Source organism: Haloglomus halophilum, assembly GCF_024298885.1.
Lineage (GTDB): Archaea > Halobacteriota > Halobacteria > Halobacteriales > Haloarculaceae > Haloglomus > Haloglomus halophilum.
In genome coordinates, this window is record NZ_CP101166.1 from 2,033,302 (window position 1) to 2,053,570 (window position 20,269).

The 20,269-nt window shown below is 68.2% G+C and carries 18 protein-coding genes and 1 tRNA gene; 11 read left to right on the forward strand and 8 right to left on the reverse strand.

Annotation, left to right across the window (positions count from 1 at the left end; translation table 11 throughout):
- Nucleotides 1–10: 10 nt before the first annotated feature.
- The 3 genes from NL114_RS09860 to NL114_RS09870 form a co-directional block, all read right to left on the reverse strand.
- Nucleotides 11–460, reverse strand: coding sequence for a hypothetical protein (locus NL114_RS09860; RefSeq protein ID WP_254824621.1), 450 nt, complete (start codon nt 458–460; stop codon nt 11–13).
- Complete coding sequence (locus NL114_RS09865) at nt 460–1,767, reverse strand: plastocyanin (RefSeq protein WP_254824622.1); 1,308 nt, start codon at nt 1,765–1,767, stop codon at nt 460–462. Before NL114_RS09865 ends, NL114_RS09860 begins: the two co-directional genes overlap by 1 nt.
- A 76-nt stretch (nt 1,768–1,843) precedes the next feature.
- Nucleotides 1,844–2,278, reverse strand: coding sequence for a halocyanin domain-containing protein (locus NL114_RS09870; protein WP_254824623.1), 435 nt, complete (start codon nt 2,276–2,278; stop codon nt 1,844–1,846).
- Nucleotides 2,279–2,468: 190 nt separating this feature from the next.
- Here NL114_RS09870 and NL114_RS09875 point away from each other — a divergent pair, with 190 nt between their 5' ends.
- The 4 genes from NL114_RS09875 (at nt 2,469) to NL114_RS09890 (ending at nt 4,722) form a co-directional block, all read left to right on the forward strand.
- Nucleotides 2,469–3,545 carry a DUF7350 domain-containing protein gene (locus NL114_RS09875; protein WP_254824624.1) on the forward strand — a complete coding sequence of 359 codons (1,077 nt, stop codon included), beginning with the start codon at nt 2,469–2,471 and terminating at the stop codon, nt 3,543–3,545.
- 345 nt (nt 3,546–3,890) lie between these two features.
- Nucleotides 3,891–4,319, forward strand: coding sequence for a DUF2267 domain-containing protein (locus tag NL114_RS09880; protein ID WP_254824625.1), 429 nt, complete (start codon nt 3,891–3,893; stop codon nt 4,317–4,319).
- A gap of 47 nt (nt 4,320–4,366) precedes the next feature.
- A tRNA-Ser gene (locus tag NL114_RS09885) sits at nt 4,367–4,450 on the forward strand.
- A 68-nt stretch (nt 4,451–4,518) separates the two neighbouring features.
- Nucleotides 4,519–4,722: an HVO_2922 family protein gene (locus NL114_RS09890; protein WP_350355410.1), complete on the forward strand. Its 204-nt coding sequence runs from the start codon at nt 4,519–4,521 to the stop codon at nt 4,720–4,722.
- A 57-nt stretch (nt 4,723–4,779) separates the two neighbouring features.
- Here the strand turns inward: NL114_RS09890 and budC are convergent, their stop codons facing one another.
- A complete protein-coding gene (budC, locus tag NL114_RS09895; protein WP_254824626.1) occupies nt 4,780–5,508 on the reverse strand; it encodes a meso-2,3-butanediol dehydrogenase in 729 nt (242 codons plus the stop codon).
- A gap of 228 nt (nt 5,509–5,736) precedes the next feature.
- On the opposite strand from budC, the gene NL114_RS09900 reads away from it, so the two are divergent.
- Entirely contained in the window at nt 5,737–6,186 is a 450-nt protein-coding gene (locus tag NL114_RS09900) for a pyridoxamine 5'-phosphate oxidase family protein (protein WP_254824627.1), read from the forward strand.
- A gap of 51 nt (nt 6,187–6,237) precedes the next feature.
- On the opposite strand, the gene NL114_RS09905 is transcribed toward NL114_RS09900, so the two are convergent.
- Nucleotides 6,238–7,002: a proteasome assembly chaperone family protein gene (locus NL114_RS09905; protein WP_254824628.1), complete on the reverse strand. Its 765-nt coding sequence runs from the start codon at nt 7,000–7,002 to the stop codon at nt 6,238–6,240.
- 294 nt (nt 7,003–7,296) lie between these two features.
- On the opposite strand from NL114_RS09905, the gene NL114_RS09910 reads away from it, so the two are divergent.
- From NL114_RS09910 to NL114_RS09930, 5 genes are all read left to right on the forward strand, one after another.
- A complete protein-coding gene (locus NL114_RS09910) occupies nt 7,297–8,571 on the forward strand; it encodes an MgtC/SapB family protein (RefSeq protein ID WP_350355411.1) in 1,275 nt (424 codons plus the stop codon).
- Between the two features lie 334 nt (nt 8,572–8,905).
- Nucleotides 8,906–10,324: an MFS transporter gene (locus NL114_RS09915; protein ID WP_254824630.1), complete on the forward strand. Its 1,419-nt coding sequence runs from the start codon at nt 8,906–8,908 to the stop codon at nt 10,322–10,324.
- Between the two features lie 373 nt (nt 10,325–10,697).
- Nucleotides 10,698–12,134 (forward strand): APC family permease, encoded by a 1,437-nt coding sequence (locus NL114_RS09920; protein WP_254824631.1) that lies wholly within the window; start codon nt 10,698–10,700, stop codon nt 12,132–12,134.
- On the forward strand, nt 12,135–12,905 hold the full coding sequence (locus NL114_RS09925) for a universal stress protein (protein WP_254824632.1): 771 nt from the start codon (nt 12,135–12,137) through the stop codon (nt 12,903–12,905).
- Nucleotides 12,906–13,029: 124 nt separating this feature from the next.
- On the forward strand, nt 13,030–15,612 hold the full coding sequence (locus NL114_RS09930) for a right-handed parallel beta-helix repeat-containing protein (protein ID WP_254824633.1): 2,583 nt from the start codon (nt 13,030–13,032) through the stop codon (nt 15,610–15,612).
- A gap of 221 nt (nt 15,613–15,833) precedes the next feature.
- Here NL114_RS09930 and NL114_RS09935 read toward each other — a convergent pair whose 3' ends face one another.
- From NL114_RS09935 to NL114_RS09945, 3 genes are all read right to left on the reverse strand, one after another.
- Nucleotides 15,834–16,247, reverse strand: a complete 414-nt coding sequence (locus tag NL114_RS09935; protein ID WP_254824634.1) for a type II toxin-antitoxin system VapC family toxin — start codon at nt 16,245–16,247, stop codon at nt 15,834–15,836.
- Complete coding sequence (locus NL114_RS09940) at nt 16,244–16,462, reverse strand: antitoxin VapB family protein (protein WP_254824635.1); 219 nt, start codon at nt 16,460–16,462, stop codon at nt 16,244–16,246. The genes NL114_RS09935 and NL114_RS09940 overlap by 4 nt, the downstream gene beginning before the upstream one ends.
- Before the next feature lie 141 nt (nt 16,463–16,603).
- The gene (locus tag NL114_RS09945) at nt 16,604–17,224 is read right to left on the reverse strand and encodes a hypothetical protein (protein ID WP_254824636.1); all 621 of its coding nucleotides are present in this window, start codon (nt 17,222–17,224) and stop codon (nt 16,604–16,606) included.
- A gap of 942 nt (nt 17,225–18,166) precedes the next feature.
- On the opposite strand from NL114_RS09945, the gene NL114_RS09950 reads away from it, so the two are divergent.
- Nucleotides 18,167–19,387 (forward strand): phage NrS-1 polymerase family protein, encoded by a 1,221-nt coding sequence (locus NL114_RS09950; RefSeq protein WP_254824637.1) that lies wholly within the window; start codon nt 18,167–18,169, stop codon nt 19,385–19,387.
- Nucleotides 19,388–20,269 lie beyond the last annotated feature (882 nt).

Here is a 20,269-nt window from a genome sequence, read left to right on the forward strand (position 1 = left end):
CGTCGACCCGTCACCGACCGAGACGGGCCCGGACTGCGTCCCCGTTCTGGAGCAGGTAGGCCGCCACTGCGGGAACCGCCGCGACGACCCAGAACAGGAGCGTCAGGAGCAGATCCGATATCGCGAGGACGTGCTGGGCGGGTGAGCCCACACCCTCCATCCCGGTGACGGTCAGGACGTGGAGCTCCATGGCGACCGGCGTGAGCGCGATCAGCGCGGCGAGCATGTAGAGGCCGCCCGCGACGATCTCCCGGCGCGTTTCGAGGCGGTACAGCCAGTAGGCCGCCCCGATGGCGGTGACCGCGAACGCGGGGAACCGGACCCCGAAGTCCGCGACGACCCAGGAGGCGACCACGGCCAGCAGCGTCGCGACCCCCACGACGAGCGCCGTCGTCGCGGTGTCGTGGGTGTGATCGAACAGCGGGAGGACGCGGTCGAGGGGTGAATCACTGGTCGCCATTATCTTCGCACCGCCTCCCTGGGGGGTTCGGTCTCGGGGTCGGGCATCGACGCGAGCTCGTCGAACGGCGGCTCGGGTGCGGTCCGCCAGTCGCCCCGTGGCGAGCTCCCGAGTTCGAGCTGTGCGAACTGTTCGAGCATGACCGTCAGCACCATCGGGTCGCCGCCGACGAGTCGCGGGCCCCCGGCCAGTCCGCTCGGGCGGCTCGTGTCCGCGTCGTTGTCCCGGAACCGGTTGTCGCCGCCCTGGGGCGCGCCGACCGCGAGGTCGGCCCGGCCGGAGTTCGAGACGGTGTTCCCCCTGACGAGGTTGTTCCGGGGGGCGTACAGGTTGTCGTCGATCATCGGCGCGACGACGATGCCGTAGTTGGCGTGGTCCCGGACCTCGTTGTCGAAGATCTCGTCGTTGATGCCGCCGGCGACGACGATGCCGGCGCCGAAGGCGCCGTAGCCGAAGGCGGCGTCGGGTGCGTCGGCGTTGTTGTTCCCCTCGACGAGGTTGTTCTGGATGCGGGCGCTGTCCTGTGGCGGGTTCGCCTCGCTGTCCAGCGAGTTGGGAACGATGCCGCCCATGTTGTCCCGGAAGACCGAGTCCGTCACGGTGAGGTAGCCGCCGGCGTTGGTCCCGGAGTAGCCGATGGCGTTGTTCTCGGACCGCACGTTCTCCAGCCGGGCGTGACAGGGGTCGCACTCCCCGACGTAGAACCCCGAGTCGGTGTGGCCCGACGCGTAGCAGTCGTGGTAGCGCCCGTGCCGGGAGTCGATGTTGTAGATACCGTAGACGCGGTTGTTGTAGGCGGTCAGGTAGGAGCCGCGCCAGCCGGTCACCGACGACCAGAAGAAGCCGTTGCGCTGGTAGTTCCGGGCCGTCATGTTCTCGACCACGACGTCGTCGACCGTCGCGAGCACGCCGTCCTCGCGTGTGAACTCGCCGTCGAGGATCACCTCGTTGCGGTCCGTCCCCCGGATCGTCAACTCCGGGGTATCCGTGACGGTGACGGCCTCGTTGTACACGCCCGGCCCGACCAGCACCAGGTCGCGCGGTTCCGCAGCCTCGACGGCCCGCTGGATGGTGTCGTACTGCTCGGGGACGCGGTGGACGGTGTACTCCTCGTACGCCCGCGGCGGGTCCCTGGCGGGCTGATGGGCCGGGAACTCGCCCTGGCTGTCCTCGTCCGACTGGCCGGCCGCTAGCCCCGCCGCTCCCACCGCGCCGAGCGCCCCCGTGACGCCCGCCGCTCGCAGGAGGTCCCGGCGACGGACGGAGCCACCGCCCCCGTTCGTATCGCCCGAGTCGCTCTCGTTCATACCTTCTGTCGGTGGACAAAGGGGGGTGGTATAAACTTGATCCCCGGTAACAGGGGACACGGATAACGGGTCGCGGTCAGCCGCCGTCGCCGCCCCCGGCCCTGACGCGGACGCCACCTCGCATCCCGAGGTCGCTGTGTGGGGTGCAGAAGTACCGGAACAGGCCCGAGTCGTCGAACGTCTGCTCGAAGGTGTGGCCGGCCTCCTTCGTCAGTTCGGACTCGAAGATGCCGTCGTCGGAGACCACGTTGTGGCCGCCACCGTTACCGGTCCACTCCCAGACGACGGTCGTGCCGGGCGTGATGATGATGGCCGGCGGACCGTACGCGAGGCCGTCGTCGACGCCGACCATGACGCGCGTCTCGTCCTGTCCGGTCCGGTCGACCTCCCCATCGAAGTTGTCGACGCCGTCGAACCAGTCGCCGTACGAGTCGCCCTCGCCACCGCCGCCACCGATGCACCCGGCGCCAGCGACACTCGCGGCCGTCACGAGGAACGTCCGTCGCTCCATGGCGACGACTGGATGCCCCCCGTGTTAGTTGTTGCACCTCCACGAGTGGGACTGTGCAGAGACGGGCCGATGGTGGCTCGTCTGCTGGACTGGGTGTGTCCCTGTCCCGCCCGATAGTCCGAACACCACCCAACGGGTACGACCAGACCGCGCCGCAACCGGTATCTCCCGGGGGTCACAACGCGGGGGTATGCGACGCCGCTCGTACCTCCGCGCACTTTCGGCGGGCACGGCCGCCACCTTCCTGTCGGGCTGTCGCTCGCTGGTCGGTGGCGCGGAGTCGGATGGTGGTGACCGGACGCTCCCGCCGGTGCTCGACGACCGCCCGCCGGGCGTCTACCGCCCGACGCACGCCAGCGGCGTCCGCCTCGTCGGAACCGCCGACGCCGGCGCGTTCCGGTTCGCCCTCCTCTACAGCTACCCCGACCGGTTCTGGGAGCTGGTCGGTCGCCAGACCTACCGTCGGTCGGTCGAAACCGCCGACAGCGTCCACCTGATGGCGCTCGTCTGGGACCCTGACACCGGGGTGGTCCTCCCGGAGGTCGGGCTCACTGCCGAGATTCGACGGGACGGCGAACTGGTCGCTCGCGAGGCCGTCTACGCCATGCTCTCCCAGCGGCTCGGCTTCCACTACGGCGACAACTTCGCGCTCCCGGGTGACGGGGAGTACACCGTCGACATCAGCGTCGGTGGCCTCCAGATCCGCCGCACCGGCGCCTTCGCGGGTCGGTTCGGCGACCCGGCAACCGTATCGATTCCGTTCTCGTACAGCAGCGACGAGCGGGACGCCATCCCGTTCCGACGACCCGACGATGCGGGGACGAGTGGGGCCCTCTCGCCGGCCGATATCGAGGGCGTCCCGGCTGTCCGCCCCCCGGACGCGGTGCCGGGTCGTCACCTCGGCCAGCGAGCGACGGGCGATGCACGCCTCGACGCGTACGTTCTCACCGACGGGGCTGCCACACGCCGGGGCGCGACCGGGGATGAAGCGTACCTCGCGCTGGTCTCCCGGACGCCACACAGTGGCCTGCTGCTCCCCGCGATGGGCCTCGAGGCCCTCATCGAGCGCGACGGAACGACGCGGTTCGAGGGGACGCTCTCCCGGACGATGGACCCCGAACTCGGCTACCACTACGGGACGCCGATTCCGTATCTCGGGTCCCGGGACACGGTCACCGTTCGGGTACTGACGCCGCCGCAGGTCGCCCGCCACGAGGGCTACGAGACGGCGTTCGTCGAGATGCCGCCGGTCTCGTGGACGGGTTGACTGCCGCAGCCGTGCGGGCTCTCCCCGCCGGTCGCCACCGGTGCGAGCTTGGTTTGCGGCGGGGCCGGCCCCGGGGATGCCCGCCAGGAACAGGTCGGTGCCCTGCTGTACAACGTCGACCGACTCGTGTCCCCGGCTCATGGGGTGAGCGACTGGCGGTTGCCGAGCGACGACCTGGTGCTCCTCTTCCTGGGGCACAGGCTTCCCACCGGAGGCACCGAGCCTCCCCTGTCCTGGAGCCAGTCGCCCCCGGCCATACCGACCGGGCGGCCCTGCCGCCCGGTGTCTTCTCACCCCGTGGGAACCGCCGCCCCGATTCATCCGTCTGGGAGACGCCTCTCGTGTATGAACTTCGATGAGTTCACCGGCACGGTGCAGCACCGACTCGAACTCCCGGAGACCGGCGAGACCGTGCGCGCCATCCGGGCGACCCTGATGACGCTCGGGTCACGCATCCCCGCAGACAACGCAGAGGACCTGGCGGCCTCGCTCCCGATGGAGATCCGCTGGTACATGACCGGCGCCGTCACCGAGCACGGCCAGCACTTCGACTGGGCGGAGTTCGTCGAGCGCGTCGCCGATATCGAGCGTGCTGACCCATCGGACGCGGCCTACCACGCCCGGGTCATCGTGGACCTCGTCAGAACACAGGTTCCCGAGTCGGACTTCCAGCAGCTCCGGGACCAGCTCCCCGAGAGCGAGGACGACGAGAACTGGGGCAAGCTGTTCGAGGTGGTCGATTCCGGCGGCTGGAGCGAGCCCGCACAGGTGTAGGACGACCGTTCTCCATCGATGTCCGTCGTGCGCGGCGTCGACTCGCTGGTGGGATGCCCGAGCGGCCGAAGGGGCCTGCCTGGAAAGCAGGTGGCCGCGAGGCCTCGTGGGTTCGAATCCCACTCCCACCGCTCGCCGTGATTCTTCGCCGGTGGGACCCACCGGCAGACCTTTCGGTCCGCTGGCGGAGTCGTTCAGCATGTCCAGGGCCACCTTCGAAGTGTACGAGGACCGTGCAGGGAAGTGGCGGTGGCGGCTCGTCCACGACAACGGCAACATCATCGCCGACAGCGGCGAGGGGTACGCGAGCCGGCAGAAGTGCGAGCAGGGCCTCGAGAGCGTCAAGCAGAACGCACCGGGGGCCGACGTGGTGGAACTCGACGACCCGCCGGGGTCGTCCTGACGCCGTCGCCAGGCGACAGACCGCAACCGGGGAGGCGACGCTCCCGCGTGCCCCTCCTCAGTGTGCCGTCCAGCCGCCGTCGACGGGGACGTCGGCGCCGGTGATGTAGGAGGCCCCGTCGGAGGCGAGGAACGCCACGATGGGGGCGATCTCCTCGGGCTGGGCTGCCCGGTCCATCGGCGTGTTCTGCCGGACGAACTCGTAGAACTGCTCGGTCTCGAGCAGGTCCGCGGTCATGGGCGTCTCGACGAAGCCCGGACAGACGCTGTTGACCCGGACACCCCTGTCGGCGTAGTCGATGGCGACCTGCTGGGTGAGGTTGACGACCCCGCCCTTCGCCGCGGAGTAGGCTGCCGCACCCTTGCCGCCGACCAGTCCGTAGATGGAGGCCATGTTGATGATGCTCCCGTCGCTCTCCTCCAGGTGCGGGAGTGCCGCCTTCATCCCGTGCATCACGCCGCCGAGGTCGATGCTCACGACCCGGTCCCACTCGTCCAGCGACATCTCCACGAGCGAGGACTCGCTGCCGACGCCCGCGTTGTTCACCAGCACGTCCAGCCGGCCGAACTCCTCGACGGTGCCCTCGACCAGCGCCTCGACCTGCTCGTAGTCGCTCACGTCGGTCTGGACGAACGAACAGCCCAGCTCCTCGGCGACCGCGGCGCCCTCGTCCTCGCTCCGGTTGGCGATGACGACCTCGGCGCCCTCCGCGACGAACAGTTCGCTGATTGCCTTCCCGATACCCGACGAACCGCCCGTGACGATGGCTATCTTCCCGTCTAGCATACTGAACAGAGGGTGGCGAGCCCTCATCAGTCGCGCACTGATTGCCAGGGGCTGAGACTCAGCCGCTCCCTGAAGGGGCTCTCAGCCCTCCCACGGGTACAGGTCCGGCACGCGTTCCGGTTCTGATGGCCGAGGGGGGAGCGAGGTAGACCGGTCGGGTCCCGGGTCGGTTCCCACGCCGCTGGAAGTGTGTCACTACTTAACACGACTCGGTGGGTAGCGTCGAGTATGTCCATCCACGAGATCCGTGAATCCGGGACCAGCCGGATGACCGAGGAGGAGCTGGGACAGTTGCTCACCGACCAGGGAGTGGGAGTGCTCGGGCTCGCCGAGGGGGGACTGCCGTACCTCCTCCCGCTGTCGTTCGGCTACGACGGCGAGGAGGCACTCTACTTCGTCTACCTGCTGTTCGGCCCGGAGAGCCGCAAGGAGGACCTGACCGAACGTGCCGACCTGGGCCGGTTCGTCGTCTACGATGCGGCCGCCGTCCACGACTGGCGGAGCGCCAGTCTCGTCGGGCGTTTCGAGACGGTGGCCGACGACGAGTGGGACGACCTCCGGGCGGCGATGGAGAACGCCTGGCACCCGGACCTGTTCAGCTCCGCCGAACCGATGCGCGGCATCGAGGGGTATCGGTTCGAGATCGAGTCGTGGACGGCCATCCAGCAGTCAGAGTAGCCCCCGGTGCGTGCGTCGAGCTGCGGCGCCGCCGGGCGCCTGCGAGGCCCGCTACTGGTACATCGCGCGGCTCTGGAGCGTCTCGCCCTCCTCCTGTTGCTGCTGGCGGAGCTGCTGGAGCTGCTTGGCGATCTGCTGTTTCCGTCGCTGGATCTCCTGGGCCTGCTCCTCGAGTTCGCTCGTGTCGATGTCGAAGTCGACGAGCGGCTCGAGCGCGTTCTCGATGACCGACTGCGCCGCGTTCGGGTCGGGGAGCCGGGGGTCACAGCGGACGATGAGCACCGACGCCGGGACGTCGTGCGCGTAGCAGTCGGCCAGTAGTGCGCCGGTGATACCGCCGATGGAGCCGGACTCCTCGGCCAGGTCGATGCCGGCGTCCCGGAGCTCCTGCTCGGTCTCGTCGCTCGTCGCCACGCCGACGACCTCGCCCAGCTGCTCCTCGGACTCGGCCGGCGCGCCCGCCAGGAAGACCGCCCGGTCGAACTCCTCGGCCAGGTCCTGGTGGACGGTCCGGCTCAGTGACTCCGCCGCGTTCGGCGGGATGGGGATGTCGCTCTGGAGCGTCATCACTGGGGGGTCTTCGCCGGCGTAGACGCGGACCATGTCGCGGACGCGCCCGTCGGCGAACGCGGCCACGGAGGGCAGGGCCTCCGACTGGATGCTCCCGTGGTGTTCCAGGTCGAGCTGCGTGGTGATCTGGTCGACCGCGATGGAGGCCACCATCCCGAGGCCGGGGAGCCCCTCAATGAGGGTCGGTGACGCCGCGTCGAACGACGTCTTCCGCTCGAAGCGGGCCGTGGGTGTATCAGTGGACATCGGCTCTCACCGGCTGTTCGTGTATGGAGATAATAGTCCCTCCTCCGGTTCCCACCATATGACTCCCGGCCTGTCAGCACACTCGCCGTGATTCTGGAACGGGCCGGTCGCGAGTACCGGGCCGAGGTCGGGGTCGCGTTCGAACTGGAGCACGGGGCGGCTGCACAGACCGGATGCCCCCTGCCGCTCGGTTCCCCCTCGCGAACACCTCCGACTGTTCCGGTGGGTTCCCCTCGGCGATGCGTTCCGCCTGGACGGCGACCATCGCGGACCAGTTCTCGAACCGTAAGGGGGATGCACCGGGTAGGAGAGCGTGTACCTGTGACAGCCGCCTCCGAGGCCCTGTTTCCGCTGGTCTGGCACCTGCTCGTGGCCGTCGGCATCGGCGCGCTCGTCGGGCTGGAGCGCGAGGCCAGCGAGTCGGGCGGGTCGTTCGCCGGCAGTCGGACGTTCCCGCTGCTGGCGCTGGCCGGTGCGCTCACGCAGGCGTTCTTCCCCTCGCTGTTGCCGGTTGTCGTCGGTGGACTGGCGCTTGCGCTGCTCGTCGGCTACGTCGGGAAGGTCTGGCTCGAGGGCGATATCGGTCTCACGACGCTGGCGGCGGGCCTGCTGATGGTGCTGCTGGGGGCGTTGACCACCCACTCCCAGCGCGGTCTGGTCGTCGCACTCGTGTCCGGGGGGGTCCTGACGGCGCTGCTGTCGGCGAAGGGTCGCATCCACCGGTTCGCCGAGCGCATCGACGACGAGGAGCGTCGTGCCACCGTCAAGTTCGTGCTGGTGGTGCTGGTGGTGCTCCCGCTGCTCCCGGACCGCGAACTCGAGGCACTGTACGGGCTCAATCCCCGATTCGTCTGGCTGATGGTCGCCTTCGTCAGCGGCCTGAGCTTCGCGGCGTACGTGCTGAGCCGGGTCGTGGGGACCACGCGGGGCATCGCCCTGACCGGCTTCCTCGGTGGCTTCGTCTCCTCGACCGCGACCACCGTCTCGATGGCCGAGCAGACGACCGACTCCCCCGGTATCTACCAGGTCTCGGCGTTCGCCATCGTCGTCGCGTCGGTGGTGATGTTCCCGCGGGCGCTTGTCGAGGTGGCCGTCGTCAACCCCGCACTGCTCCCCCACGTCGCGGTCCCGCTGGGACTGATGACCGGTGCGGGCGTGCTCGCCGCCGTCGTGGTCTACTGGCGATCGACACGCGAGGACGCGGTGACCGCGGAGATCGAGAACCCCTTCAGGTTGCAGCCGGCCCTGGTCTTCGGCGCCCTGTTCGCGGCGGTGCTGCTGGTCTCGGAGTCGGCCAACTCCGTCCTCGGGGTCTCCGGGGTGTACGCCACCGCGTTCGTCTCCGGCCTCGCGGACGTGGACGCCATGACCCTCACGCTGAGCAAGCTCGCCGCCGACGGGACCGTCGCCACCGATGTCGCGACGACCGGCATCGTCATCGCGGCGACCGCGAACACGCTCGTGAAGGCGGCGCTCGCGTGGATACTCGGAACCCGTCAGCTCGGGACGCTCGTGACCGCCGTGCTGGGGCTGGTGGTCGTCGTCGGGCTGGCCGTCGTCTTCATCTGAGGCCGCTCCCGGCTCGCCACGCCCGCAACCACGCCGGGACCTCGCCAGCGACCTCGGACCGGGCTGCGCTATCGCTGTCGTGGGGATCCGCCGGGTGCTACCAGGGTGATTCTCGAAGAATATCGTAATGTGGGCGGAATCTATCAAATGTTTCTGGTTGGGGTTGTGTTAGTATTTTATGTCGAAAATAGTCGTGGTATCGATATTCTCATCCCGGGTACCGAGGTGGGTCGGTCGGCCCGCTGGACCCGAACCGGTGTCCCGGTACGGACCGTCTCCTGGGAATCGCCGAAACCGTCTTCCCTCCGAGCGGAGGAGGCTTCGTGACAGGACAATGAGCCGAGGAACCGTCACCGTCTCGCAGGTCATCGACCGGATTCCGGTCGGCCGGTTCCACCACCGGTTACTGGCCATCTGCGGCAGCGCCTGGGCCTTCGACGGGATGGAGGTCATCATCATCAGCTTCACGCTGCCGGTGCTCATCGGGGCGTGGGGGCTGTCGGGGCTGTCCGCCGGCCTGCTCGGCAGCGCCAGCCTCATGGGGATGATCATCGGCAACTGGGGCTGGGGCTGGTACGCCGACCGGCACGGACGCAAGCCCGCGTTCCAGTGGACCGTGCTGACGTACTCGGTGTTCGCCGGGCTCACCGCCCTCGCCGTCGGCTTCTACTCGGGGTTCGCCCTGCGGTTCTTGACCGGCGTCGGCCTCGGTGGCGCGCTCGCGGTGGACACCTCGTACCTCTCGGAGCACCTCCCGACGGAGCGCCGGGGGCGGTACCTCGTCTACCTCGACGCGTTCTGGCCCATCGGCAACATCATCGCGGTGGTGCTGGCGTGGGTCTGGCTCTCGGCGCTCGCCGGGCCGGGCGGCACCATCGCCCTCCCGGTCGTCGGAGCGGTCGCCGGGTGGCGGCTGCTGTTCCTCTCGGCGGCCTTCCCCGCGCTGCTGGTGTTCGTCATCCGCTCGCAACTGAGCGAGACGCCGTACTACCTCGCCAAAGAGGGACGCATCGACGAGGCCAACGCCCTGATTCGGGCTATCGCGGCGGAGAACGGGGAGGACGCCGAGGTGCTCGACATCGACGATGTCGAGGTGACGCCGACGCCGCCCGTCTCGCGGCTGTTCGACGAGGACATCCGGTCGCAGACGCTGATGATCGGCGCCGCGTGGTTCGCCATCAACTTCGGCTACTACGGCGTGTTCATCTGGCTCCCACAGACCGTCGGGGCAGCCGGCGTGGTCGGGAACATCTACCTGTACTTCCTCCTCATCGGTGTCGTCCAGATTCCGGGCTACCTGAGTGCGGCCTATCTGGTCGAGCGGGTCGGTCGGCGGCCGACGCTGGGCTCGTACCTGCTTCTCTCGGGCGTCTTCACGTTCGTCTTCGCCGCGACGATGCCGGGCGTCGCGCTGTTCGGCGCCGGGCTGTCGGGCTTCTGGCCGTTCCTGCTGGGCCTGCTGGCGGCGAGTTTCTTCGCGCTCGGCGCGTGGGGAGCCATCTACGCGTACACGCCCGAACTGTTCCCCACCGAGGCACGAGGGACCGGGATGGGATACGCCGGCGGCGTCGGCAAGGTCGCCGCCGTCATCGGGCCCATCCTCGCCGGGACGCTTCTGGAGACCGACCTGGCGGGCGGGTTCGTGGAGTCGGGATACCTCCTCGCACTGACGCCGCTCGCGGTCGCCTTCGCGCTCGGCGGGCTGGTCGTCCTCGCCTTCGGCCGCGAGACGCGAGGCGAACCGCTCTTCTGACCGTTCTCGGCGACGAGGCGTTTGTCGGAAGTGTCCGGTGCGCCGCAGGCAGACACGCCGTCCCTGGTCGGGTCCCGGTTGTCCGGCTCGAATACGCCTACCGGGTTCTCGATGGCCGCCGCCACGTCGTCGCGCAGTTCCTCTCCTGTGCTGTGAGAACACGGGGGCCTACCCGGGGTCCGCCACCCGAAGTGTGTCGGCTGCCCGACTACACCCGTTCCCTGTCGGATTCGGGCGATGTGCAGCATCTTACCCACGGAGGGCGATTGTCGTCCGTGTGACGCGCCCGTGCTGACCGTTCCGCCCCGAGTCTGCGGGCTCGTGCTGCTCGCTAGCCCCCGACATTATAGTCGCCAGCGTGTGCCCGGCCTGCATGGGCACGACCTCGGAGTCGGAGACAGGGGCGACGAACAAGGCTGGCGAGGCGCCGGAGCAGGTCGGGCTCTCGACCGAGGCGGAGGGCGAGACGACCGTCACCGAGGAGGGGACGGAGCTCGAACGCTCCATCGGGCTGGTCGGCGGTATCGCCATCGGCGTCGGGACGATGATCGGCGCGGGCATCTTCGTGTTCCCGGGGCTGGCAGCGGGGCGTGCTGGCCCGGCTGCGGCCGGGTCGTTCGCCATCGGGGCCGTCATCGCGCTGCTGGTGGCGCTGCCGGCCTCGGAACTCGCCACCGCGATGCCGAAATCCGGCGGCGGCTACTACTTCATCTCTCGCGCGCTCGGGGCGCTTCCGGGCGCGGTCGTCGGTATCAGCATCTGGCTGGGGCTGGTGTTCGCGACGGCGTTCTACCTCGTCGGCTTCGGGAACTACGCCGCCGCGCTGCTCGTCGAGGCGGGGGTGAACCTCGGCGGGGTCCCCATCGTCATCCCGATGGCGCTGGTGTTCGGTGCCCTCCTCACCGCGCTCAACCTGTTCGGGACGGAGAACGCCGCGAAACTCCAGAACTACGTGGTCGGGCTGCTCCTGACCATCCTGGTGCTGTTCCTGAGCTACGGCGGCCTCGACGCGCTGGGCGTCTTCGGCACCCAGTCGACACCGGAGACGTTCTTCCGGTTCGGGCCGTTCCCGATGGTCACGACGGCGGCGCTGGTGTTCACGTCGTATCTGGGATTCGCACAGGTCGCGACGGTCGCGGGCGACATCAAGGACCCCGGCCGGAACCTCCCGCTGGCGATGGTCGGGTCGGTCCTCATCGTCGCCGTCCTCTACGTCGCGACCATCTTCGTCGCGACGAGTGCCTTCGGCAGTGCACGACTCGAGACGTTCGGGGAGACGGCCATCGTCGAGGTGGCGCGCAACTTCGTCGGTGGCACCGGCGCGCTGGCGATACTCCTCGCCGGGCTGTTGGCCACCGTCTCGAGTGCGAACGCCTCCATCCTCTCGACCTCGCGGGCGGTGTTCGCGGTGAGCAAGGACGCCATCCTCCCGAAGTTCGCCGCCCGGATGAACCTCAAGTACGGCACGCCCCACGTCGCGCTGGCGATGGCGGGCGGGCCGGTCCTGGTGCTGGTCGCGCTGGGCGAGGTCGAGGTGCTGGCCGAGGTCGCCTCCTTCCTCCACCTCGTCATGTACGGGCTGATGTGCGTCGCGCTCATCTCGATGCGCCGGGACGAACCGGAGTGGTACGACCCGGACTTCCGGGTGCCGGCACACCGGCCCGTCGCCGGTATCGGCGCCATCGCGAGTTTCGGCCTCATCCTGTTCATGCAGACCGCCTCGCAGGTCATCGGGCTCGCCATCATGCTCGCGGCCGCCGGGTGGTACAAGTACTACGCTGCCGACGTGGAACTGAAGGGGGTGCTGTAGATGTCCGACGACGACCCCGCGCCGACTGCCGAATCCATCATGTCCGACAACGACCTCGATATCCGTGAACCGCCGCGCATCCTCGTCCCGGTCGAGGTACTGGAGGGCGAGTCCATCTCCGAGTCGCTCGTCGAGTTCCTCGCACCCGCACGAATCATCCTGCTGGGCTACCACGTCCTCCCCGACCAGACGCCGACCGAGCAGGCCAGCATGCAGTTCGAGGATCGCGCCAGGACTGCCGTCGAGGACATCGCGGACACGTTCCGCGGGGTGGGCCGGGGCGTGGAGACCCGCGTCGCCTTCACCCACGACCGGGACCAGACCGTCGAGCGCGTCGCCGAGGAGGTCGGCGCAACTGCCATCCTCCTCCCGAACCCGTCGAGCGACATCGAGGACGTGCTCGTCCCCATCCGTGGCGCGGTCGATGTCGGCCGCCTCGCGGACCTCGTCGCGACGCTGCTGGGTGGCCACACCGGCACGGTGACGCTCTGGGGACTGGACACCGGTGGCGAGTACGACACGGACGCGGCCGTCGAGCGGGCCAGGGAGACGCTGCTCGACCGGGGCCTCCCGGCGGAGCAGATAACTGCGGAGCACGCCGAGTCGGAGTCGCCGGTCTGGGATATCGTCGACCGCTCCGGCGAGTTCGACATCATCGTGATGGGCGCGGGCGGCCCCTCGCTGCTGTCGTCCCTGTTCGGCGACCCGACCGAACGCGTCGCGGAGGGGGCGGTGGCGCCGGTCATCGTCGTCCGGACCCGCGAGGACTGAGGCGCCGCCTCGAGAGTGCTGAATCCCCCGTACGCCGGACTCTCGACCGGTCCACCGACCGCTGTGCCACTCGCTCCCAAACGCCTTTGTACGATAACCGGGACGCTGAAACAGGTGAACAGCGATGCGAATCAGCATCCCCTTCCTCCTCGGTGCGCTGGTCGTCCTCGGTGGAGTCGCAGGGGGTACGGCGACGCCACCGACGCCGGTGAGCGAGTGTACGACCATCGACACGCCCGGGAGCTACGAACTGACGGGCGATATCAGTAACAGCGCCACGAGCCCGTGCATCGAGATCACGACGAGCGACGTGGTCTTCGACGGGGCGGGCCACGAGATCGACGGCGTGGGCAACGGGACCGGTGTTCAGGTCGCCGGCACGGGGACGCTCTCGAACGTGACCGTCCGGAACCTGCGGGTGACGGACTGGGAGACCGGCGTCAGATACGCCACCGTGAGCGACAGCGTGGTCGATTCGGTGAACGCCTCGGGGAACGGGGCGACGGGAATCGTCTTCAGCAAGACCACCGCTTCGACCGTTCGCGACGCCACCGTGACCGGTAACGAGGACGGGATCCGACTCGTCGGGAGCGGGGACAACGTCGTCCGGGCCCTCGACAGCGCGGCCAACGCGAACCGCGGGGTCGTAATCCGGTCGCGGAGCTTCAACAACACCCTGGTCGGGAGCGCCGTCTCGGACAACCGGGTCGGCATCGCCATCGAGACGGCGAGCCCGGACACGACCGTCGTGGACTCGACGGTGACCGGCTCGACGACCGACGGCGTCGCCATCGAGGACGCCGACGGGACGCATCTGGAGAACGTGACCGTGCTCGGCAGCGGCGACTGGGCGCTGACACAGGCCGGCGTCGGCACGACCACGACGACCGACCTCGAACTCTCCTCGGCGATCATCGAGACGCGCTCCCAGCGGGTCTCGCTACGGGATGTCCCCACACCGACGCCCCCACCGAGCGGCATGAGCGCCGCCGGCGGGGCGGTCGAGGCGACCGACACCGGAAACGGTGCGTACCTCTTCCTCAACGTGAGCTACGCGAGCGCGTCGGGTGCCGCGGAATCGACGCTTCGCATGTGGCGCCACGACGGCAGCTGGTCGACGGTTCCCGGCACGAACGGGGTCGACACCGCCGCGAACTACGTCTACGCCAACGCCACGGCGTTCCCGGGGTCGGTCACCGAGTTCGCGCCGCTGGGGAACGGCTCCAGTACCCCGACGCCGACCGCTACGTCCTCCCCGACGCCGAACGGGACCGCGACCCCGACACCGAACGGGACGGCCACACCGTCGCCGACACCGGTCCCGACACCGACGGCGACCGCCGCGCCGACGATGACGCCGATAACGGCGACCCCGACCTCGACGCCGACCCCGACCCCGACGCCGACTCCCCCGCCCACGATGACGCCCATCACGGCGACGCCGACGCCGGCACCGACCGCGGTCCCGGTGTCGGACTGTCGCATCATCGACGAGCCCGGGCTGTACGTCCTGACCCAGGACCTCACCGACCGGCCCGAGGACGTCTGTATCGACATCCGGGCGAGCAGCGTGACGTTCGACGGGGACGGGCACGTCGTCGATAGCGCCGGACTGCCCTCGACCGCTGGCGTGCTGGCACGGGACCCCGGGGGCGGGCAGTTGACCGACGTGACCGTCCGGGACCTGGAGGCTACGGACTGGAGCCGCGGCATCCGGTTCCGGGACCTCGCCGCCAGCGCGGTGACCGATGTCGAGGTGCGGAACAACAGCGTCGGCGTTTCGATTCTGTCCGCGACGGATATCGCGGTCACGGGCATGGAAGGTTCCCTGAACGGCGGCCCCGGCTGGGAGGGCGGGACCATCGTCGTCAGGGGGACGACCGACAGTACGGTGCTGAACGCCACCAGTGCGCCGATAGGTGGTGCCCTGATCGGCTACCTGGTCGATGGTAGCACCAACGTCACGGTGGCGGAGGTCAGCTTCGACAGCGATGCCGGGGCCGGGATACACGTCCTCGACGGCTCGGACAACACCGTCAGGGACGCCCGCATCCGGGCGGGGACCTACACCTGGTACGGGCTGGGAGCGACCGGCTCCGACCGGGTCGAGGTCCGTGACGTGGCTATCAACGGGAGCGCGAACGATGGGGTCCTCGTGACCGACACCGACGACGGGCGCATCGTCAACGTCACCACGTGGGACAACGGGGGAGACTCGCTGAAGGCCCAGGGGACGACGACCAACCTGACGGTGCGAGAGCTCCATCTCGGCAACAGCGCGCCGACCGTCGTCGGGGCCACCGGTCGCAACTTCGCCCTCAACCCGACGGGGGCGCCGGCTGGCGACCCGTCCGGCATGCAGAACCTCTCACAGTACGTCCGGGTGTCCGGGAGCAACCCGGATGTCGTGGTCAACGTGAGCTACGGACTGACCGACCTCGTGGCGGCCAACGTCAGCGAGCCGACGGTCGAGCCGTGGCGCTACGACGGGAGCTGGAGCCAGGCCGCCAGCCCCGCCGGGACCGTCCCGGGGAGCAACTACGTCTACGCCACCGTCGACGTGTCGGGCAGTCCCTCCATCGTGGTCGCCCCGCTCGGTGAGGCCGACAGCGGGCCGCCGACCGTCGGCGGCGGCCCCGGGTTCGGACTGCTCGTCGCGCTGGGTGCCCTGCTGGTGTGGGTGTTCGGCCTCCGCCGAGTGGCGTGACCGGTCGGCCGGAGACGGCCAGTCACCGTCCTGTCCGTCCGTGCCGACCGCTCACCACGGCCTCGTCGTGTCGCCCCCGTCGACAGCCACGTCGCGACTCGCGCTCTGCACCCGCTCGACGGTCGCGGCCTCGTTCGCACGGAGGTCCGCGAGGAAGCGGAACAGCTCCTCGAAGTCGTCGTATTCCTCCGCAGACGGGTGAACCGGTCCTCTCTCCGTAGTCAGTACGTCTCCCAGTCGACGACCTCTACGTCGTCGATCCGGTCGAAGTGGTCGACATTCGCAGTCAGGACCGGTAGCTGCTCCGTCCGGGCAGTCGCGGCGATGTAGATGTCGTGGAGGTCGTGAAGTGGCTCGCCCCGGCGCTGGAGTGTCGCGATGATTTCGGCGGCGGCGACCGCGACGGGTCGGGTGATGTCGTGCAGGTCGAACCGGGCACAGAGTCGTTCGAGGGCCGAGACGGCATCCCGGTGTGCGTCCGATCCTGACTCGTACTGCTTGTTCACACCCAGGCGAAGTTCCGTCAGTGTGACGGCACTGATCGCGTGCCGACCCTCCTCGTCGAGCCTCGCGACCCGGTCCCCGGCATCCCCCCTGTCGATGTCGACGACGACTGACGTATCGAGGAGTTTCATCCGTCGAGCCGCTCGATAGTCCCCTCGCTCAGGGCCCCGATGTCGTCCTTGACCGCCGCCGCCGTGTCGGCGTCGAAGATCTGCTGGCCGGAGACATCGGCGAGCTTGCCACCTGATTCGAGGTGCGCCTCGATGACCTCGCTGAAACTCCGGTCGCCCTTCTCTCGCTTGAGCCGTCGGTACACCTCGTCGGAGATGGCGATGTTCTTGCTCATGTGTTGTGTATGGGTATGCACACGCAATATGTGTTGCTGCGCTCCCGGCCCTCCGGGAAGTCGCGCTACTCGCCGGGGCCGCCGCTCCATCCGGGGCCGTACCTCACGCGCTTTGCCGAACCGTGCCTTCCCGGGCGTATCTCAGTCGGACGAGTCCGCCGTCGTGTCGCCGCCGTCGGCCGCGACATCCCGTGTTCCCCGGTCCTGTACCCGCTCGACGGTCGCGGCCTCGTTCGCACGGAGGTCCGCGAGGAAGCGGAACAGCTCCTCGAAGTCGTCGCGCTCCTCGCGCACGAGATGCTCCACGTAGCGGCGCTTCCGGCGGAACTCCCGCTCGACGTCCTCGACCGGGCGGTCGGTGGTCCGCGCCAGCCGCTCGAAGACGCGGGTCCGGTCGCTCACGGCGCCGCCGGCCGACTCACCGCCGGCCCCGTCGAGCCCGAAAGCGTGTCGGAAGTCCCCATCGTGCTCGCGGCGGGCGACCCGGTTCCAGTGGACTGTCGTACCGTCCTTCTCGATGGTGCCGTGGTCCCGGCCGGGGTCGCCGGGTCGGTCGAGCGTCTCGTACGCCGTCGCCGAGAGGAACTCGACGGCCTCGGCGACGTAGCGCTCCCCGCCTGCGTGCTTCGGGAAGACCACGAGGTCGATCTCCCGGAGGAGGTACGCCGGTAGCCCCTGCTCGACGACCCGATTGACGAGCTTCTCCACGTCCTCGGCGTGGGTCGTGCCGAGGATGCCGTGGCCTGCACACCTCTGTTTCAACTCTACACAGCTCCATTTGTCTCCACAACAACATCCGTGATTAGCATCTGTGCACGACAGTCGGTGCATGAGGGGAACACCACTGCCAGTCGCGACGGACCACGATTCCGACATGAGCGAAAGGAATCGGTGATACAGTGCCTGTATGCACTGATATCGGGATCATACTAGCCGCAGAAGTGGGGTGGACATATCGGAACTCCGGCCCTGATATCGGAGAACCGGCATACATGCCACGAATCATGGAGAAAACAGGCAGTACGAGGTTCACGGCCAGTGAGTCCTCTCTTGCCGACGATATCGGCGTTTAGGCGCTAACAGGCGATGTATCACCGATTCTTGACGATGACATGACGGCTAAGATGCGACCCAGCACGACGGGTATCGACACCGAATGCTCTGCAAGCCGCCGATACAGACACTCGGCAGAGCGATACGGCACTCGTCAGGAGTCGGTCGCAACGCCTGCGATCCGATTCCCGTTCTCGGTATGGGCCGATAGACGGCTGTTGTCGGCCAGATTCGGATCGGCATTCTCGCACCGCGACCGGTCACAACACACGAACGATACACACTCGCTCACACCGTTGTTACAGTGGAGGATTCGAGGTGCTGTGTAGGCCCCCGGTGAGCGACTCAAGGCCCCCCGATTTCGTCGCTCCGGCGAAGATTCGCCATGGAAACCGGCTGTACCAGGCGCTGTGTAGCCTGCTACCCAGAGAGGAGACGAACGTATTCCTCTTCTCAGGAATTGAGATGGACGGAATCCGGAATTTAAGCTGATTCGCGCGGTGCGCGACACGGTCGGGACACCTGTCTCACAGCCCCTGTATCTGGCCTTCACTCCATGGAACCGCGCTGTATCGGGCGTTCGGGGATTGCAAATTTCGATCCGAGAGGATGGATTTATGCATTCGTTCCGGATACGGGCTGGCTGAGAAGATGGGTGCGCTGCCAACGGCCGAGTCCCTCCCAGCGTCCGTGGTGACGCGGGAGCAGTGGGTCGCCTGGCGTTCGGAGGAGCGCAGCGGGAAGGCGACGAAGGTCCCGGTCAATCCAGCGACCGGCTCGTACGCGTCGGCGACCGACGCCGAGACGTGGACCGACTTCGCCACCGCTCGCGCGTACGCCGACTCGAGCGCGAATGGCGTCGGCTTCGTGTTCACCGCCGCCGACCCGATCGTCGGCGTCGACCTCGACGACTGTCGCGACCCGGACGACGGGACGCTCACCGACTGGGCCCAGGATATCGTCGAGCGACTCGATTCGTTCACGGAGGTGTCGCCGTCGGGCACCGGGGTCCACGTCCTCGTCGAGGGCGAGCTGCCCGATGGCCGGAATCGGCACGGGGATGTCGAGTTGTACGACGACGCTCGGTTCTTCACCGTGACCGGCGACCAGCTCTCCGAGACGCCCGGGGCGCTCGAGTCCCGACAGGAGACGCTGACTGCCGTGCACGCGGAGTACGTGATGCCGGACGATGCAGGCGGCGGCGCGTCGACAGATGCCGACAGCGAGGCGACTGCGGACGCCGTGGATGCTTCGGGGCCAGCGATCGATGGAGCGGCCAGCGGCCCAGGGAACGACCTCGGGGACGAGGAACTGTTGTCGCGGGCCCGGAGTGCGACGAACGGCGAGAAGTTCGAACGACTCTGTGTGGGGGATACGTCCGGTTACCCGAGTCAGTCCGAGGCGGACATGGCACTGTGTTCGCTGCTGGCGTTCTGGACCGGTGGGGATCCCGACCAGATGGACCGGCTGTTCCGGGAGTCCGGATTGGTGCGCCCGAAGTGGGACGAGCCGCATTTCGCGGATGGCGCGACGTACGGTGAGCGGACGATCGAACGGGCCATCGCCGGGACCGACGAGTTCTACTCGGGATCAGATGGCTCAGGGGGGAGCGTTTCGGGTCGAACTGATCCCATGGATGGGGCTGCCGGTTCGTCTCCTGTCGAGGCCGAGTCGGAGGCCGCCACCGTGTCGGTCGACGTGGTCGAGGAGCTCGAAGCCGAACTGCAGCGGCTGCAGTCCGAGAAGGCGGCGTTGGAGGCGGAACTCGAGGCCGAACGTGAGGCACGGCAGGCGCTGGAGTCGGAGGTGCAGATGCTCCGTGCTGATGACTCAGGCGACGGCGGGTGGCTCCAGCGACTCGCTTGGTGGTAGTGAGGTTCGACGGATGGCTGGTACCAGTCAGATAGACGGGGCCGTGTTGAACGTCTCAATCGGGTACAGTGCCTAGCGACCGTGCCGAATACAGCGGGATACGGTTACGAGTGAATGATTCCTTCGAGCAACTCGAGCCGAACCATCCGATCACTTCTGCTCTACAGCCCTGCATTCATCCACGGACGCGAGGGTACTGACGACGAACGCACACGGCCCACACAGTGACTCGTTGACCCCTTGTCTGCCATTGAACGTCCGATAGCGAAACGTGTCCACAGCTGGTCTCGGACAGATCGAACATCGTGTCACTCGTAGCTTCCCCGCTTCCCCCGAGTGAACTTACCTGGGAAAGGATTTCGTGGGGAATACAGGGTAGTATTTACCCCGAATTGGTGACTGAATCGATTTAGTGGATGGGGAGGGTTTGCTTGCCATTCCTGAGGTTCTTCGTGTATCTCTGCAGATTCCGAAGTGAGTCAGACGACTGGTTGTTGAAAGCCCCCGCTCGCCCGACCGGCCGCGGCTCGCTGCGGTCCTCGGCCTCGCTCCGCTCGGCCTGCGGTCCTTGTTCCGGAAGACGTACCTGCTCGGTCGCTTCGCTCCCTGCGCGGGCTGCGACTTCCGTCGTTCGCCTCGCTCCTCTCGGCTCACCGTCGCCGGGGCCGGGGTCGGGCGAGCGGCCCCTTTCAGTCCCACCCGGTTCGGGGGACCGGGGAGCCACGTGTCGTGGCTGATCGGTGTGTGACTCTGGCGAAGGGGAGTGGATTCGCGTGTGAACTGAGATTCTTCAGCGAGGCCGGAGCACCTGGCTATACCTCGACCCGACGGGCGTTTTGTCGGCCCCTGACGGGCGAGGGGCGCCCTGAAGCGTCTCTCGGA

Excerpts from the sequence above, each read along its gene's own strand:
- NL114_RS09860 (WP_254824621.1), bottom strand. The coding sequence starts at position 460 with ATGGCGACCAGTGATTCACCCCTCGACCGCGTCCTCCCGCTGTTCGAT.
- NL114_RS09865 (WP_254824622.1), bottom strand. The coding sequence starts at position 1,767 with ATGAACGAGAGCGACTCGGGCGATACGAACGGGGGCGGTGGCTCCGTC.
- NL114_RS09870 (WP_254824623.1), bottom strand. The coding sequence starts at position 2,278 with ATGGAGCGACGGACGTTCCTCGTGACGGCCGCGAGTGTCGCTGGCGCC.
- NL114_RS09875 (WP_254824624.1), top strand. The coding sequence starts at position 2,469 with ATGCGACGCCGCTCGTACCTCCGCGCACTTTCGGCGGGCACGGCCGCC.
- NL114_RS09880 (WP_254824625.1), top strand. The coding sequence starts at position 3,891 with ATGAACTTCGATGAGTTCACCGGCACGGTGCAGCACCGACTCGAACTC.
- NL114_RS09890 (WP_350355410.1), top strand. The coding sequence starts at position 4,519 with ATGTCCAGGGCCACCTTCGAAGTGTACGAGGACCGTGCAGGGAAGTGG.
- budC (WP_254824626.1), bottom strand. The coding sequence starts at position 5,508 with ATGCTAGACGGGAAGATAGCCATCGTCACGGGCGGTTCGTCGGGTATC.
- NL114_RS09900 (WP_254824627.1), top strand. The coding sequence starts at position 5,737 with ATGTCCATCCACGAGATCCGTGAATCCGGGACCAGCCGGATGACCGAG.
- NL114_RS09905 (WP_254824628.1), bottom strand. The coding sequence starts at position 7,002 with ATGTCCACTGATACACCCACGGCCCGCTTCGAGCGGAAGACGTCGTTC.
- NL114_RS09910 (WP_350355411.1), top strand. The coding sequence starts at position 7,297 with ATGCACCGGGTAGGAGAGCGTGTACCTGTGACAGCCGCCTCCGAGGCC.
- NL114_RS09915 (WP_254824630.1), top strand. The coding sequence starts at position 8,906 with ATGAGCCGAGGAACCGTCACCGTCTCGCAGGTCATCGACCGGATTCCG.
- NL114_RS09920 (WP_254824631.1), top strand. The coding sequence starts at position 10,698 with ATGGGCACGACCTCGGAGTCGGAGACAGGGGCGACGAACAAGGCTGGC.
- NL114_RS09925 (WP_254824632.1), top strand. The coding sequence starts at position 12,135 with ATGTCCGACGACGACCCCGCGCCGACTGCCGAATCCATCATGTCCGAC.
- NL114_RS09930 (WP_254824633.1), top strand. The coding sequence starts at position 13,030 with ATGCGAATCAGCATCCCCTTCCTCCTCGGTGCGCTGGTCGTCCTCGGT.
- NL114_RS09935 (WP_254824634.1), bottom strand. The coding sequence starts at position 16,247 with ATGAAACTCCTCGATACGTCAGTCGTCGTCGACATCGACAGGGGGGAT.
- NL114_RS09940 (WP_254824635.1), bottom strand. The coding sequence starts at position 16,462 with ATGAGCAAGAACATCGCCATCTCCGACGAGGTGTACCGACGGCTCAAG.
- NL114_RS09950 (WP_254824637.1), top strand. The coding sequence starts at position 18,167 with ATGGGTGCGCTGCCAACGGCCGAGTCCCTCCCAGCGTCCGTGGTGACG.